Annotated in this window: 13 protein-coding genes and 1 pseudogene; 9 read left to right on the forward strand and 5 right to left on the reverse strand. The window is 70.4% G+C overall.

The features are described from left to right. Positions 1 to 141 precede the first annotated feature (141 nt). Positions 142 to 651, reverse strand: coding sequence for a hypothetical protein (locus ASD48_RS02585; RefSeq protein ID WP_057599702.1), 510 nt, complete (start codon positions 649 to 651; stop codon positions 142 to 144). A 410-nt stretch (positions 652 to 1,061) separates the two neighbouring features. Between ASD48_RS02585 and ASD48_RS41460 the strand changes: the two are divergent. Then, positions 1,062 to 1,257 (forward strand): annotated as a pseudogene (locus ASD48_RS41460) (transposase family protein); the annotation flags it as partial. Positions 1,258 to 1,513: 256 nt separating this feature from the next. Here the strand turns inward: ASD48_RS41460 and ASD48_RS02590 are convergent. Beyond that, the gene (locus ASD48_RS02590; protein WP_057600960.1) at positions 1,514 to 2,875 is read right to left on the reverse strand and encodes a glutamine synthetase family protein; all 1,362 of its coding nucleotides are present in this window, start codon (positions 2,873 to 2,875) and stop codon (positions 1,514 to 1,516) included. A gap of 332 nt (positions 2,876 to 3,207) precedes the next feature. Between ASD48_RS02590 and ASD48_RS02595 the strand changes: the two genes are divergently transcribed. Continuing rightward, the gene (locus tag ASD48_RS02595) at positions 3,208 to 4,407 is read left to right on the forward strand and encodes a globin domain-containing protein (protein WP_057599703.1); all 1,200 of its coding nucleotides are present in this window, start codon (positions 3,208 to 3,210) and stop codon (positions 4,405 to 4,407) included. A 48-nt stretch (positions 4,408 to 4,455) separates the two neighbouring features. On the opposite strand, the gene ASD48_RS43050 is transcribed toward ASD48_RS02595, so the two are convergent. Next, the gene (locus ASD48_RS43050) at positions 4,456 to 5,856 is read right to left on the reverse strand and encodes a helix-turn-helix domain-containing protein (RefSeq protein WP_107104259.1); all 1,401 of its coding nucleotides are present in this window, start codon (positions 5,854 to 5,856) and stop codon (positions 4,456 to 4,458) included. 480 nt (positions 5,857 to 6,336) lie between these two features. On the opposite strand from ASD48_RS43050, the gene ASD48_RS02605 reads away from it, so the two are divergent. After that, positions 6,337 to 7,167, forward strand: coding sequence for a DUF4394 domain-containing protein (locus tag ASD48_RS02605; protein ID WP_057600961.1), 831 nt, complete (start codon positions 6,337 to 6,339; stop codon positions 7,165 to 7,167). A 163-nt stretch (positions 7,168 to 7,330) separates the two neighbouring features. Here ASD48_RS02605 and ASD48_RS02610 read toward each other — a convergent pair whose 3' ends face one another. Then, complete coding sequence (locus ASD48_RS02610; RefSeq protein ID WP_057599705.1) at positions 7,331 to 7,597, reverse strand: hypothetical protein; 267 nt, start codon at positions 7,595 to 7,597, stop codon at positions 7,331 to 7,333. Positions 7,598 to 7,992: 395 nt separating this feature from the next. After that, on the reverse strand, positions 7,993 to 8,436 hold the full coding sequence (locus tag ASD48_RS02615; protein WP_057599706.1) for an Rrf2 family transcriptional regulator: 444 nt from the start codon (positions 8,434 to 8,436) through the stop codon (positions 7,993 to 7,995). A gap of 277 nt (positions 8,437 to 8,713) precedes the next feature. On the opposite strand from ASD48_RS02615, the gene ASD48_RS02620 reads away from it, so the two are divergent. From ASD48_RS02620 to ASD48_RS02645, 6 genes are all read left to right on the forward strand, one after another. Beyond that, entirely contained in the window at positions 8,714 to 9,382 is a 669-nt protein-coding gene (locus ASD48_RS02620; protein WP_057599707.1) for a DUF3105 domain-containing protein, read from the forward strand. Positions 9,383 to 9,393: 11 nt separating this feature from the next. Further along, complete coding sequence (locus ASD48_RS02625) at positions 9,394 to 9,993, forward strand: DUF305 domain-containing protein (protein WP_057599708.1); 600 nt, start codon at positions 9,394 to 9,396, stop codon at positions 9,991 to 9,993. A 197-nt stretch (positions 9,994 to 10,190) separates the two neighbouring features. Beyond that, positions 10,191 to 12,131 (forward strand): S53 family peptidase, encoded by a 1,941-nt coding sequence (locus tag ASD48_RS02630; RefSeq protein ID WP_057599709.1) that lies wholly within the window; start codon positions 10,191 to 10,193, stop codon positions 12,129 to 12,131. 104 nt (positions 12,132 to 12,235) lie between these two features. After that, positions 12,236 to 13,990 carry an NAD+ synthase gene (locus ASD48_RS02635; RefSeq protein ID WP_057600962.1) on the forward strand — a complete coding sequence of 585 codons (1,755 nt, stop codon included), beginning with the start codon at positions 12,236 to 12,238 and terminating at the stop codon, positions 13,988 to 13,990. 842 nt (positions 13,991 to 14,832) lie between these two features. Then, a complete protein-coding gene (locus ASD48_RS02640) occupies positions 14,833 to 15,249 on the forward strand; it encodes a polyketide cyclase (protein WP_057599710.1) in 417 nt (138 codons plus the stop codon). Further along, positions 15,249 to 15,677 carry a MarR family transcriptional regulator gene (locus ASD48_RS02645; RefSeq protein WP_057599711.1) on the forward strand — a complete coding sequence of 143 codons (429 nt, stop codon included), beginning with the start codon at positions 15,249 to 15,251 and terminating at the stop codon, positions 15,675 to 15,677. Before ASD48_RS02640 ends, ASD48_RS02645 begins: the two co-directional genes overlap by 1 nt. Positions 15,678 to 15,687: the final 10 nt, after the last annotated feature.

Genomic DNA, 15,687 nt, shown 5'->3' on the forward strand with positions numbered 1-15,687 from the left:
CGGGACGCCGGCGTTCCACCAGCAGCTCGAGCCGATGCCCGACGAATACGCCAGCCAACTCACCCGAGCCATCGACACACGGAGGACGGCGGCGGCGATTGACGACAATGGATTCTCTCTCACCCTCTGCCGCGCAGGAGCTTACTCCTGGCAGCAAGAGCACCCTGCGTATTCCTCGCCCTCGTACGTGATGCCACGCCCCAGCAGCTCGTCGCAGTTTGGGCAGATCGCCAAGAGGGTGGTGTTCACTTGGAGGAGTTTTGAGTTTTTCAGCTCAAATACAGACCTCACGGCGTCAGGGCCATGTTGGCGAATTCCCTGTTGCAGAAATTCAAAACCTCCATATGTGTGTCCGCACACGCACTCAATGCGACTGCACCGGAAGGTGCCCACATCGACGCCCAACTCGGACTTGATCCGTTCCTTCTCGTCGTCCGACACCACCCGTAGCCCCGCAGATTTGATCCGCTCAGGCGTCCAGTACCAGAGCTTGAACGCCTCGGCTTGACTCTTCGTCAGGTAGAACGAAGCGGTCCTGCCGTTTTTGATGGCGTCCTTGACGATCCCCAGGATCGTGGAATCGTCCGCCGAGATCGTCACCTTGCCGCTGCCTACGGCGGCGTCGATGTGGGTCAACAGTGACTTGTCCACGGTTTCCTCCCGAGGCGCTCAACTTACTAGCCTTTGGAAGGGTGTCCCCCGGGTTCCTTCCTCATGATCGAGGCAGGATGTTGTTGCACTCTGATGGCGCAAGTTCATGGCTGGAGGCAAGCGCTGATCACGTTGCACGACACGCTTTATTAGAGGCGTTCGGCTACGGCGTTTCCGTAACGCCGTTCCGCGACGCCTGCCGCTGACGGCAGGCCCGCAGCCGACAACGGTCCGAGCAGTGAGCGTTTTCAGGGTGGCCACCGATGGGTGACGGCGGCGAGAGCGCAACGCGCGAGGCACCCGTGCCGTTGAGGGAGGTGTTCGAAGTATCAACTCATCAGCGCAGGCGCCTCGTTGGTCTCCTATCCTTCGCACTCGACCTGCCTCATGCGCTGGTCGAGTGGGTCACCATGCTCATCGTCACCCGCGAGAGTGACCGCCGCTGCACGCTCCCGCCGCACCGACGCGCGCTCGTCGCTCTGGTGTCCTTGCGAAAGCACGACACCCTGGCCCAGATAGCCGCCGGCTTCGACATCCCGGTCGGCACCGCGCACCCCCTACACCACCGCGGTGATCGGCCTGCTGGCCGCAGACGGTCAACCGGGCGAGAGGCAACGCTGAAAATGCTCATTGGCAGGATCTGCTCGATCGGCGCCAAGGGCTCCGGACGACTGGCGGCAAGGGCGCACCACTCGGCGCGACGGACCGCGGCACAAGGTGTGCGGGTGCGCGTCCGGTGCGAAGACCCACGGCATGGACCGCGCAGGGACGGTCCAGGAGTGGTGAGACGCCGTGGGGCCGACGGTCCACGACCGTCGGCCCCACAGAGTTTGATTCGTCGGTGACCTGCTGTGACCTGCGCCTACAGCACCGGCAGGTTCTTCCGCAGTTCGAAGGCGGTGACCTCGCTGCGGTACTCCTCCCACTCCGCCTTCTTGTTGCGCAGGAAGAAGTCGAAGACGTGCTCGCCGAGGGTCTCGGCGACGAGGTCGCTGCGCTCCATCAGGCCCAGGGCCTCGCCGAGGTTCTGCGGGAGGGGCTCGATACCCATCGCGCGGCGCTCGGCGTCGGAGAGGGCCCAGACGTCGTCCTCGGCGCCCGGCGGAAGCTCGTAGCCCTCCTCGACGCCCTTGAGACCGGCGGCGAGGAGCATGGCGTAGGCCAGGTACGGGTTGGTGCCGGAGTCGAGCGAGCGGACCTCGATGCGCGCGGAGCCCGTCTTGCCGGGCTTGTACATCGGTACGCGGACCAGCGCGGAACGGTTGTTGTGGCCCCAGCAGATGTACGACGGCGCCTCGCCGCCCGCGCCGGCCGTGCGCTCGGAGCCGCCCCAGATGCGCTTGTAGGAGTTGACCCACTGGTTGGTGACGGCGGCGATCTCGGCGGCGTGCTTCAGCAGACCGGCGATGAAGGACCGGCCGACCTTGGAGAGCTGGTACTCCGCGCCCGACTCGTAGAACGCGTTGCGGTCGCCCTCGAAGAGGGAGAGGTGCGTGTGCATGCCGCTGCCGGGGTGCTCGGAGAACGGCTTCGGCATGAAGGTCGCCTGGACCCCCTGCTCCAGCGCGACCTGCTTCATGACCAGGCGGAACGTCATGATGTTGTCGGCCGTGGAGAGCGCGTCGGCGTAGCGCAGGTCGATCTCCTGCTGGCCGGGCGCGCCCTCGTGGTGGGAGAACTCGACCGAGATGCCCATCGACTCGAGCATGGTGATCGCCTGGCGGCGGAAGTCCATGCCCACGTTCTGCGGGGTGTGGTCGAAGTAGCCGGAGTTGTCGGCCGGGGTCGGACGCGAGCCGTCGGTCGGCTTGTCCTTCAGCAGGAAGAACTCGATCTCCGGGTGGGTGTAGAAGGTGAAGCCCAGGTCGGAGGCGCGCGCCAGGGCGCGCTTCAGCACGTACCTCGGGTCCGCGAAGGACGGCGAGCCGTCCGGCATGAGGATGTCGCAGAACATCCGGGCGGTACCGGGGGCCTCCGCGCGCCAGGGCAGGACCTGGAAGGTGGACGGATCCGGCTTGGCGATCATGTCGGACTCGTAGACCCGGGCGAAGCCCTCGATCGCGGAGCCGTCGAAGCCGATGCCCTCATCGAAGGCCTGTTCGAGCTCGGCCGGGGCCACGGCGACGGACTTGAGGAAGCCCAGCACGTCCGTGAACCACAGCCGTACGAACCGGATGTCGCGCTCCTCCAACGTCCGGAGCACGAACTCCTGCTGCTTGTCCATCTTGCGCTTCCCCATCCTTGCTGGTCAGGCCGCCTGTTTCCCGTCCCACGGAGAGGCGGTCGGGCACCCGAACATCACACCACAACACCATTTCGTGCGCGTTGCCGACCATGATCGCCTCGGCGACCGGGGCCTGAACGCCGCACGTCCGGCAGATGTACTGCCGCACGTCCGACGGGCGTACTGCTCTGCTGCCCATCTTGCCTGCTCGCACCGACATCCGTAATGCCCCACCCCCTCCGTCCCGCCACACCCATTTAATTTGCATCTCAGATGCAACTTTAACTAGCGTGCCGGACAGCAGAACACCGAGTGAGCTTTGAGGAGCCCCGATGCTGTCCGAACAGTCCGCTGCCACCATCCGCGCCACGCTGCCCGCCGTCGGCGCGGCCATCGGTGAGATCACCGAGCGCTTCTACGCCGGCCTCTTCGCGGCACATCCGGACCTCCTCCGAGACCTGTTCAACCGTGGCAACCAGGCGGCGGGCACCCAGCGCCAAGCTCTCGCCGGGTCCATAGCCGCCTTCGCCACCCGTCTCGTCCAGCCCGCGCAGGACCTCCCGCAGGACCGCCCCGACGCGATGCTCACCCGTATCGCCCACAAGCACGCCTCCCTCGGCATCGCGCCCGAGCAGTACGAGGTCGTCCACGAGCACCTCTTCGCCGCCATCGCCGACGTCCTGGGCGAGGCGGTCACCCCCGAGGTCGCCGCGGCCTGGGACGAGGTCTACTGGCTGATGGCGAACGCGCTGATCGCGATCGAGCGACGCCTGTACGAGGAGAGCGGGGGCACCGCGTGGCGTGAGTGGGAAGTCGTGGAACGCGTCCGCGAGACCGAGGACGTCGTCACCTTCGGCCTGCGCCCGGTCGACGGCGCGCCGGTCCGGGACTTCCGCGCGGGCCAGTACGTGTCCGTCCGCACGCAACTGCCCGACGGAGCCCGCCAGATACGGCAGTACAGCCTCTGCGGCGCACCGGGGTCCGACGTGCGCCGGATCAGCGTCAAGCGGGTGCCCGGCGGGGCGACGACACCGGAGGGCGAGGTCTCGAACCACCTCCACGCGCGCGTGCGTGAGGGCAGCGTGCTGGAGCTCTCCGAGCCGTACGGCGATCTCGTCCTCGACGGCGCCGCGGGCACCCCTCTGCTCCTCGCCTCGGCCGGCATCGGCGTCACCCCGATCGTGGCGATGCTGGCCCACCTCGCCGCCGCCGGACACGACGCGCCGGTCACGGTCGTCCACGCCGACCGCTCCCCCGCGGACCACGCCCTGCGCACGGACCACGAGGCGTACGCGACGAAGCTGCCGGACGCCTCCGTGCACCTCTGGTACGAGCGGGAGGCCCCGGCGCACGCCCGGACGGGTCTGGCCGACCTCACGGACGTCCCCGTCGCGCCGGGCACGCGCGCGTACCTGTGCGGCCCGCTGCCCTTCATGCGGGCCGTGCGGGCTCAGCTGATCGAGAAGGGGGTCGCCCCGGCGGACGTGCACTACGAGGTGTTCGGCCCGGATCTGTGGCTGGCACGGGCCTGAGCAGGGGCCCGCTCGACACCCGACCCGCCCTCGCCGCGCCCGCCCGGCTCAGCTCCACGCGCGCGACAGGCTCCGCGTGACGGCCGAACCGAGGATGCGCACGCCGTGCGTCGATCCCGGGTCGATGCCGGTGAGCTCCCGCACCCGGCGAAGGCGGTAGTCCAGGGTGCGGGGGTGCACGTTGAGGGCCGTCGCCGCGGAGCCGCGGTTCATGTCGTGGCGGTAGTAGGCGTCGAGGGTGACGAGCAGGTCCGGGCCCGGTCGCAGGCTCCGGGCCACCGTTCGGAGCCATTCGTCCACGAACGGCACGTCCGCGACCGCGAGTTCGACGAAGACGTCCGCGAGCGTGTGCGGCCGCAGTCGCGTCGACGCCCGCCGCAGCGGGGCCGCCCTGCTGATCCGCCGGGCCCGGTCGAGGGCGCCGGACAGCTCGGACAGCGGCGCGGAGGCGGTACCGGCGGCGCAGGGGCAGCCGAGAGCCCGGGCGAAGTCCTGCACGAGGTCCCGCAAGAGGTCCGGGACGAGATCCGGGACGTGCCTGAGCGCGAGGGCGGGCGCGGCCGGGCGCCGCGCGGTACCGCTGGTACCGCCGGTACCGTGGCTCGTGCTGCTCGTAGCGGTGCTGGTGCCGCTGGTATCGGCGCTGGTGCCGCTGGTATCGGCGCTGGTGCCGCTGGTATCGGCGCTGGTGCCGCTGGTATCGGCGCCGGCGCCGTCGGCACCCACGGCACCGGGAACCAGGACGATCAGCTCACCGCCCCCGCGCCCGCCGCTTTCTCCGGCGCGCTCCGGGCACCAGGTGGCCGGCACCCCGTACGTCTTCACCAGCGCCTCGATCTCGTTCTCCAGGTCGCGATCGCCGGGCGGGCGGTCCGGCACCCGGATCACCGTCACCGCGTAGTGGTCGGCCAGTTCCATGCCCGCGACCAGGGCGAGCTCCTCCGCGGTGGGGTCACCGGCCAGCAACGACCGCGCCAGCAGAGCGACTTGTTCGACGTAGGGCACCTGGTGCCGCATGACCGTCACGAAGCCCTCGCGGTAGGCGCCGATGCCGCGCTCGCCCTGCGGGGCGAACCAGCTCATGATCCGCATGAGTTCCTCGACATGGCCGCCGCGCTGGGCTTCCGTCGCCTCGTTGATCTCGCGCAGCATGAGCGCGGTGTGCAGGCGCAGCACCCGCTGCCGCGATTGTGGCGACATCCCCGACCCGGCCCGTGCCGCACCCATCGACGTGATGTAGCCGAGGTCGTCCTCCGTGAGACTGCCGTTCTCCGGGGCGAGTTCGACCGTGCGGTGCCTGAACCACACGGAGTACTCCAGCGTCTCGGCCCTGGCCCGCGAGTTCACGTCGAGGGATCCGAGTTCCGGAATCTCGCGCACATAGGTCTCCACCTCGCGGCGCGCGTTGGCCGTCGCCTGCCGGGCCAGCTCGCCGAAGAGACTCCCCATGGGCGTGAGCATGCCATCACGGCCGTGAGCGTCGACAGACGAAATCCGGACGGGCATTTATCAATCCGGGTGAATTGATGAAGGATGTGCCGACGTCGCGTTTGTCATCCTGCGCAAAGTTCCCGAATCAGGGCGCACTTGTCGCCGGATCCGCTTGTGAGGCCGCCGCGGTCTGGGCTTAATGGGAACCGCGCAGCCGCCGCCCACGGGGGATCACTTCGGTGCGGCGGACAGCTCGACACGTCGGTAGCGCAACCGACGCATCCGACGCGGTCAACGCATTCCCTCGCTGTTCAGCGACGTCCAGGACGCCTGAAGCACCACCATTCCACTGCCATTTCCCCTGCGGTTCGGTGCGATGCGGTGCAGTTCAGTGCGGTGTAGTGCGGTGCGGTGCGTGCGAGGAGATGACGTTCTTTCGAACGGGAGGAAACAACAGTGAAAGCAGGGACCAGAAAGAGATTGGCGGCGACGGTCGCCATGATTTCCGCGGCGACCGCGCTCATGGTCGGCTCACCCGGCTCCGGCTCCGCCGCCTCCGCCGTCCCCAGCCTGCGGGCCTTCGGGATCACCGGGGACGGCACGCTGATGGCCACGTTCACCACCGACAAGCCGCAGGTGCTCGACTGGGTCCGGCTCGTCACCGGCCTCAGCGGCGACACCCGACTGGTCGGGATCGACCACCGGGTGCAGAACGGCCTCCTGTACGGCCTCGGCGACAAGGGCGGCATCTACACGATCAAGACCCCGCCGGCCACCACCGACGTCGTCGTCACCAAGGTCTCGCAGCTCCAGGTCGCGCTCTACGGCACGACCTTCGACATCGACTTCAACCCGGCGGCCGACCGGCTCCGGGTGATCGGCGACTACGGCCAGAACCTGCGGCACAACCTCAATGACCACACCACGGCGACCGACACCGCACTGAACATCCCGCCGGCCACCACGGCGGTGCAGGGCGTGACCGCCGCCGGGTACACCAACAACGATCTGGTCGGGTCCACGGGGACGACCCTGGTCGACGTCGACACGCTCAACGACCAGGTCGTCATCCAGTCGCCGCCCAACGAGGGCAACCTCGTCACGACCGGTCTGCTCGGCTTCGACGCCGGTCTCAACGCGGGCCTGGACATCTTCAGCTACCTGACCAACGGCAAGACCACCTCGTACGCCGCCTTCGCCACGCTCACGCCGTACGGCGCGAGCACGCCGTCGCTGTACGGCGTCGACATCCTCACCGGCGACACGAACGCCATCGGCCAGTTCCCCCTGAACATCACGGACCTGGCCATCACCGTCTCCGGGACCTGAGCCGCCCGGACGACCCGTCCTCCGCCCGCCCGGCGCCCTGCCCGGCGCCCTGCTCCGCCCTTGTCCCACACTCGCCGCGGCCCGGCTGCTCCCGGCCCGCGGCGAGCCCGGGATCGCGTCGCCGGGCGGGAAACGGCCAGGGGAACGGTGCGGGCGACCCGGCTCAGTACGGCCGCGATATCCCGTGCTCGTCCAGCGCGGCGCCGTAGCGCTCCAGCAGGGCGTCGAGGCCGGCCAGGAGGAGCCCGGCGGCGTCGCGGGCGTCGCCCAGGTCACCGCGGTCGCAGGCCTCCACCAGCTCGGCCATGTCGGTGCGGAGGATGTGCAGGGAGTCGCCCTGCACCAGAACCCCGGGGAAGCGTCGGCCGGGCAGGCGGACTACGGCGTTGTTGCCGCCGGCGGTGAACAGCTCTGCTTCGATGCGTTCCATCGGGCCATCCAATCCGGCCCGGCGATGTGGGGACAACCGCATTGCCGCGGGGGAAGCGTGAAGGACGGGGCGGGCGGGACCCGGAAACCGCGGCTGACGTGGGATGCGACCGCGGATCGGCCTCCGCCTCCGGTCGCACACCGACGGCCGGGCATCGGCGCCCTTGGCACCCTCGGCCCCCGGCACCCCCGGCACCCTCGGCCCCCCGGCACCCTCGGCGCCCTCGCCCCGGAGCCGTACGAGACCGGCCGGCCGGCGAGGTGGCGAGATGGCGGGCATACGGCGCCGATCCGTGCCGACGTGCGCGACACCCCCCCGCCCCGTCGCCGACCCGCAAGGCACCGGCCGGCACGCCATGGGCCCGCACGCCACCGGTCCGCGCGACGCCCGTGGAATCAGACGGGCCTCGAGATCCCCAGCAGCAGCGGCCCCGTCGGTGCCGCCACGATGTCCGCGACCGTGATCGGGTCCAGGGACGCGAAGAACGCCTCCTGAGCCCGGCGCAGGGCACCGCGCAGCCGGCAGGCCGAGGCCAGGGGGCAGGGGGTGGCGCCCTCGCAGTCGACGACGTCGCCGTCCCCCTCGAAGGCGCGGACCACCGTCCCGACGGAGGCGGCACGGCCCCGGTCGGTGAGGGCCAGGCCACCGCCCCTGCCCCGACGGGCCTCCACCAGGCCCATGTGCTGGAGCTCGGCGACAACCTTGGCCGCGTGGGTGTAGGGCACCTCCATGGCGGCCGCCACGTCACGGGTGGTGGGTGTGGCCTCCGGGGTGTCGCCCGCCACCGCGAGCCGCATGAGGACGCGCAGTGCCAGGTCGGTGGATCGCAACAGCCGCATGGGAGGAAGCGTAGATAATACGCATCTCCGGTTCAAATTTTCGCCCGGCCACCTCGCCCGCTCTCTCCCTCCCTCCCTCGCCCGCCTTCCTCCCTCCCTCGCCCCCTCGCCCGCACTCTCCTCGTCCGCCCGCACTCTCCTCGTCCGCCCCCCTCACCGTGGCCGTCTCCCACCTCTTGGCTGTGACCCGTCTACGACTTTCCCCATCTCCCCATTACGATCAGCGGACTCGCACACCCCGACCGTCCCGCCCCTTTTCCCCAGAAGGACAGGCCTCATGGGTTCCGCCAACAAGACCGGCAGCGCGGCACGCAAGGCGCGCATAGAGGAGATGCGGCGGACCGAGCAGGCCCGCGAGCGGCGTAACCGGTTTCTCGTGATCGGCGGCAGTGTCGTCGCCGTGGTCGCGCTGGTCGCCGGTGGTGTGTTCGTCGTGAAGTCGCAGTCCGGCGACGACAAGGACACCGCCGCCGACGGCAAGGCGGCCTCGGGTCACTTCGTCACCGGCGCGGACGGGGTCAAGACGTGGAAGGGCAAGCTCGGGCGTACCCACGTCACCAAGACCGTGAAGTACCCGACCGAGCCCCCCGTCGGCGGGGACCACAACCAGGTCTGGATGAACTGCAACGGTGACGTCTACACCAAGGCCCTGGACAACATGAACGCCGTGCACTCGCTCGAGCACGGCGCGGTCTGGGTGACGTACAACGGCAAGGCGAGCAAGGCCGACGTCGACGCCCTCGCCGCCAAGGTCGCGAAGACGCCCTACACGCTCATGAGCCCGGACGAAGCCCAGGCCGACCCGATCATGCTCACCGCGTGGGGGCACCAGCGCACGGTGACGAGCGCGAGCGACCCGAACCTGGACACGTTCCTCGAGAAGTTCGTGCAGGGCGAGCAGACGCCCGAGCCGGGCGCGGCCTGCACGGGTGGTCTGTCGAAGTGAGGTACGCGGGAGTGGCGGTGGCCGTGGCCGGAGTGCTCGTCGCCGCCGGGGCCATCACCTACTCCGTCGCCGAGGACGGCGCGTCGGGCACCGCACCGCCGACCGCCGACTCCGCCGACGCCGGGTTCGCCCGGGACATGGCGGTGCACCACCAGCAGGCCGTCGAGATGTCGTACATCGTGCGGGACCGGACGACCGACGAGGACGTCCGGCGGCTCGCCTACGACATCGCGCAGACGCAGGCCAACCAGCGCGGCATGCTGCTGGGCTGGCTCGATCTGTGGGGGCTGCCGAAGGTGTCGCCGAAGGCGCCGATGAGCTGGATGGGCATGGGCGACATGGCCGGCGGCGAGGACGGCGCGCTGATGCCGGGCATGGCGACCAACACCGAGCTGAAGAAGCTCGGGACGCTGAACGGCAGGGCGGCCGAGGTGTTCTTCCTGCAGCTGATGACCGCGCACCACCAGGGCGGTATCCACATGGCCGAGGGCTGTGTGAACAAGTGCGCGGTCGGCGTGGAGAAGCGGCTCGCGCAGGGCATGGTCGAGGCGCAGCAGTCGGAGATCGACCTGATGACGGACCTGCTGAAGGCCCGGGGAGCCAAACCCTAGGACCTGCCTCGGCCGGCCCACGGGCCCAACCCATAGGGTTTTCCCTCGATTTCACGGACGTATCCGTCAAATCAGCCCAGAAAGCGGTCACTTGGGCGCTTCTTGGTGTTCGCATTCCCCTGGCATGAACGGTTCATCGCAAGAGTGGCCGGCACGTCGAGTGATCCACTCGCGTCGAACCACATACAGGGGGTCCTATGAGATCCAACCGCGCCGCGCTGCGCGCCGGAGCGAGCATGGCAGCGACACTGCCCATGATCGCCGGCGCGCTGGCGCTCGGCATACCCGCCGCGCACGCCGCGGACAGCCCGACCCGTGACACGCTGGCCGGGACCAAGCCCGCGTGGGCCACGGCCGAGGCGGACAAGGGCTCGGCCTCGGACAGCGCCCGGGTCTCCGCCCGCGTCTACCTCGCGGGACGGGACGCCGCCGGCCTCGCCGCGTACGCGAAGGCCGTGTCCGACCCCGCCTCGCCCACCTACGGCAAGTACCTCTCCGCCCAGCAGTCGCAGGCCCGCTTCGGCGCGACCGAGGCCCAGGTGGCCGCGGTCAGGTCGTGGCTGACGGCGGCCGGTCTGAAGATCACCGGCACGACCCGGCACTACGTGTCGGTCAGCGGTGAGGTGGCAGCCGTCGAGAAGGCGTTCGGCACCCAGCTGCACAACTACGCCAAGGGCGGCAGGACTTACCGCGCGCCGTCGAAGTCGGCCTCGGCTCCCGCGAGCCTGGACGGCGCCGTCCTGACCGTCACCGGCCTGGACAACGCCCCGCACAAGGCCGCGTCCAAGGACCAGCTCCCGCCGCCGGACGCGGTGTTCAAGAACTCCGGGCCGTTCTCCTCGTACTACGGCTCCAACACCGCGAGCACCCTTCCCTCCGCGTACGGCAAGAAGATCCCGTACGCCGTGCAGGGGTACACCGGCAAGCAGCTGCGGGCCGCGTACGGCGCGGGCGGCTACACCGGCAAGGGGGTGCGCATCGCCATCACCGACGCGTACGCCTCGCCGACGATCGCCTACGACGCGGCCACCTACGCGAAGGCGCACGGCGACGCGCGCTGGAAGACCGGACAGCTGACCCAGGTCCTGCCGTCGGACTACACCCGGACCGAGGAGTGCGGGGCGGCCGGCTGGTACGGCGAGGAGACCCTCGACGTCGAGGCCGTGCACGCGGTCGCACCGGCCGCGGACGTCACGTACGTGGGCGCCGCGTCCTGCTACGACGACGATCTGCTGGACTCGCTCAGCAAGATCGTCGACAACCACCTGGCCGACATCGTCTCCAACTCGTGGGGCGACATCGAGGCCAACCAGACGCCGGACCTCGCGGCCGCCTACGACCAGGTCTTCCAGTTCGGCGCGGTCGAGGGAATCGGTTTCTACTTCTCCTCCGGCGACAACGGCGACGAGGTCGCCAACACCGGCACGAAGCAGGTCGACACCCCGGCCAACTCCGCGTGGGTGACGGCGGTCGGCGGTACCTCGCTGGCGGTCGGCAAGAACGACAAGTACCTGTGGGAGACCGGCTGGGGCACCGACAAGGCCTCGCTGTCGGCCGACGGCAAGAGCTGGACGGACTTCCCGGGGGCGTACACCTCGGGCGCGGGCGGCGGCACCAGCAAGACCGTCGCCGAGCCGTACTACCAGAAGGGCGTCGTCCCGAAGGCGCTGGCCACGGCCAACAGCGCCGCCGGCAACCGCGTCGTCCCGGACATCTCGGCGATCGCCGACCCGAACACCGGCTTCAGGGTCGGCCAGACCCAGACCTTCCCGGACGGGACGGAGCAGTACAGCGAGTACCGCATCGGCGGCACCTCGCTGGCGGCGCCGGTCATCGCGGCCGTGCAGGCCCTGGGCCAGGAGGCGCGCGGCGGCAAGGCGATCGGCTTCGCCAACCCGACGATCTACTCCAAGTTCGGCTCGCGGGTCTACCACGACGTCACGGACAACCCGACCGGGTCCGGGCTCGCGGTCGCGCGCGTCGACTTCGCCAACGGCTACGACGCGGCGGACGGGCTGCTGACCTCCGTCCGCAGCCTCGGCAAGGACAGCTCGCTGTCCGCCGTGAAGGGCTACGACGACGTCACCGGCGTGGGTACGCCCGCAAACGGTTACGTGGAGTCGTACCGCCGGCGCTGAGCGGGTCGTCCGCGTGCCGTGCGCACGTCGGACGCGGAGGGGGCGTGGGGTATCCGACACCCCGCGCCCCCCATCGCGTCGCATTGACGATTACACTGATGCGCGTGCCTCAACTTCGTCTCGCTCTGAACCAGATCGACTCGCGCGTCGGCGACCTCGTCGGCAACACCGAAACGATCCTCCGCTGGACCCGGCACTCCGCCGAGCAGGGAGCGCATCTCGTGGCGTTCCCGGAGATGGCGCTCACCGGGTATCCCGTCGAGGACCTCGCCCTGCGCTCCTCCTTCGTCGAGGCCTCCCGCACGGCCCTGCGCGAACTCGCCGTCCGCCTCGCCGACGAGGGCTTCGGCGAGCTGCCGGTGGTCGTCGGCTTCCTCGACCGGTCCGAGAGCGACCGGCCGAAGTTCGGCCGGCCGCCCGGCTCGCCGCGCAACGCGGCGGCGGTGCTGCACGGCGGCGAGGTGATCCTGACCTTCGCCAAGCACCACCTCCCCAACTACGGCGTCTTCGACGAGTTCCGCTACTTCGTGCCGGGCGACACCCTGCCGGTGCTGCGGGTGCGTGGCGTCGACGTGGCCCTCGCGATCTGCGAGGACCTGTGGCAGGACGGCGGCCGGGTCCCCGCGGCGCGCTCCGCCGAGGCCGGTCTGCTGCTGTCCATCAACGCCTCCCCCTACGAGCGCGACAAGGACGACACACGTCTGGAGCTGGTGCGCAAGCGCGCCCAGGAGGCCGGTTGCACCACCGCCTACCTCGCGATGATCGGCGGGCAGGACGAGCTGGTCTTCGACGGCGACTCGATCGTCGTCGACCGCGACGGCGAGGTCGTGGCGCGGGCGCCGCAGTTCTCCGAAGGGTGCGTGGTCCTGGACCTCGACCTGCCCGCGGCGTCCGCCGACGCTCCCACAGGTGTCGTGGACGACGGTCTGCGCATCGACCGCGTCGTGGTGTCGCAGGACCCCGTCCCGGCGTACGAGCCCGAGCTGAGCGGCGGATACGCGGAGCGCCTGGACGACGCCGAGGAGATCTACTCGGCGCTGGTCGTGGGCCTGCGCGCCTACGTCGCGAAGAACGGTTTCCGGTCGGTGCTCATCGGGCTGTCGGGCGGTATCGACTCGGCGCTCGTCGCGGCGATCGCGTGCGACGCGGTGGGCGCGCAGAACGTGTACGGCGTGTCGATGCCGTCGAAGTACTCCTCCGAGCACTCGAAGGGCGACGCGGCGGAGCTGGCGCGCCGGACCGGCCTGAACTTCCGCACGGTCCCGATCGAGCCGATGTTCGACGCCTACATGGGCTCGCTCGGCCTGACGGGTCTGGCGGAGGAGAACCTCCAGTCGCGGCTGCGCGGAACGCTGCTGATGGCCGTCTCCAACCAGGAGGGCCACATCGTCCTCGCCCCCGGCAACAAGTCGGAGCTGGCGGTCGGCTACTCGACCCTGTACGGCGACTCGGTCGGCGCGTACGGCCCGATCAAGGACGTCTACAAGACGTGGATCTTCCGGCTCGCGGAATGGCGCAACCGCGCCGCGGCGGAACGGGGCCAGACCCCGCCGATCCCCGAGAACTCGATCACCAAGCCGCCGAGCGCGGAGCTGCGCCCGGGCCAGGTCGACACCGACTCGCTCCCGGACTACCCCGTCCTGGACGCGATCCTGGAGCTGTACGTCGACCGGGACCAGGGCGCGGACGCGATCGTCGCGGCGGGCTACGACCGTGAGCTGGTCGTCAAGACCCTCCGCATGGTGGACACCGCCGAATACAAGCGGCGCCAGTACCCGCCGGGCACGAAGATCTCCGCGAAGGGCTTCGGCAAGGACCGCCGCCTGCCGATCACGAACGGCTGGCGCGAGTCGGTCTGACGGCCGCCCCCGGGGCTCCGAAATACGTCGCGGCCGGGGTGCGCGGCACCTCTGACGTGGCGCGATGCCCCTGAGGTGACCGTGCTCAACGGCGGCTGCGGCTCGCGCGGCTCCGGGATCGCCCGGTGTCTCCGGGCGATCCCGCCGGACCCCGGGGCCCCGCCACCAGGGCCGGCTCGCTCCTCGAAGCGGTGCCCGCGTCCGCGCCGCCCCCGGTGGCGGCCATCGGTGGCCGCGACGGCGGGGTGAGTGGCGGGCCGGGATTCCGCACCCTCCGGGCGGCGGGCCCGGCCGGGGTCGCGGGGCCGGCCGGGGTCGCGGGGCCGGCGTTCCGCCCGGGCCCCGGGTCGTCGTCGACGACGCCCTCCCCCGGCGGAACCGCCTCCCGGTACGAGCGGCCGCAGGCCCTCGCCGGGCTGGGCGTGCCCCGGGTGAACGTCGGACGCGAGAGCGTGGTCGCCGCAGGCCCCAGGCTCCCCCGCGGGAACCCGGGTCCCGGGCGGGGCTGCACGCCAGGCGGAACCGATCCACCATGGCACCCGGGAGGAACCGGCCCACCGGGCGGACGCCCACCGAGGCGTGGCCCCGCCGCGAGCGGAACGGCCCGCCAACGGGCCGACACGGTCTGGACGTGGGCGCCGCCCCCACCAAGTCCCAGTCCTGCGCGCGCGGGCCGTCGCCGCCCCGATCGACGGTACCGTCCCCATCCGTACCCGACGCCCCGCCGACACCCGTACCGATGCCCCTCAGCGCGGCGGACCGACAAGACATGCGCCGCGCCCTCGACATTTAGTCTGCGCGCAGATAATCTACGGATACATCATCTGGTCGAGGAGGCCCGCATGTGGGAGTACGAGCACAGCATCGAGACCGACGCCACGCCCCAGGCGATCTATGGACTCTGGGCCGATGTGCCCAACTGGGGAACCTGGAACGGGGAGATCGAGAAGATCGAGATCGACGGCCCGTTCACGGAGGGCGCGCAGATCACCATGACACCGCCCGGGGACGACGCGATCGTGCTGCGCGTCGCCGAGGCCGTCGAAGGTGAACGGTTCGTCGACGAGGCCCGCTTCGGCGACCTGCTGCTGCGCACCGTCCACCGGATCGACCGGATCGACCCGAGCCGGGTCCGGGTGGTGTACCGGATGGAGATCACCGGCACCGGCGCGGACGAGGCCGGCCCGCAGATCGGCCCGGGCATCACCGCCGACTGGCCCGACACCATGGGAGCGCTGGTCGGACTGGCTCGGCGCTGATGGCCCTCAGCCCCGGTGAGAGCCCCGGATTCCTGCTGTGGCACGCCACCCTGCGGTGGCAGCGCGAGATCGCGGCGGCCTTGGCGCCGCTGGACCTCACCCACGTGCAGTTCGTGCTGCTCGCCTGCACCTGGTGGCTCAACACGCAGGGCGAGCACCCCAATCAGCTGGCCCTCGCCCGGCAGGCCGGCACGGACGTCAAGATGACCTCCCAGGTGCTGCGCACCCTGGAGAACAAGGGGCTCGTCGAGCGTGAGGTCGACCCGGCCGACACCCGTGCCAAACGGCTGCGCGTCACCGACGCGGGCGCCGACCTGGCCCCGCGCGCGATCGCCGCGGTCGAGCAGGCCGACGCGCTGTTCTTCCAGCCGGTGTCCCGCGACGACGTGACGGCCCTGCTCGGCCGGCTGGCCCGTCCCGAATCCTGAAATGCGGTGG

The sequence above is a fragment of the Streptomyces sp. Root1310 genome, from assembly GCF_001426425.1.
Lineage (GTDB): Bacteria > Actinomycetota > Actinomycetes > Streptomycetales > Streptomycetaceae > Streptomyces.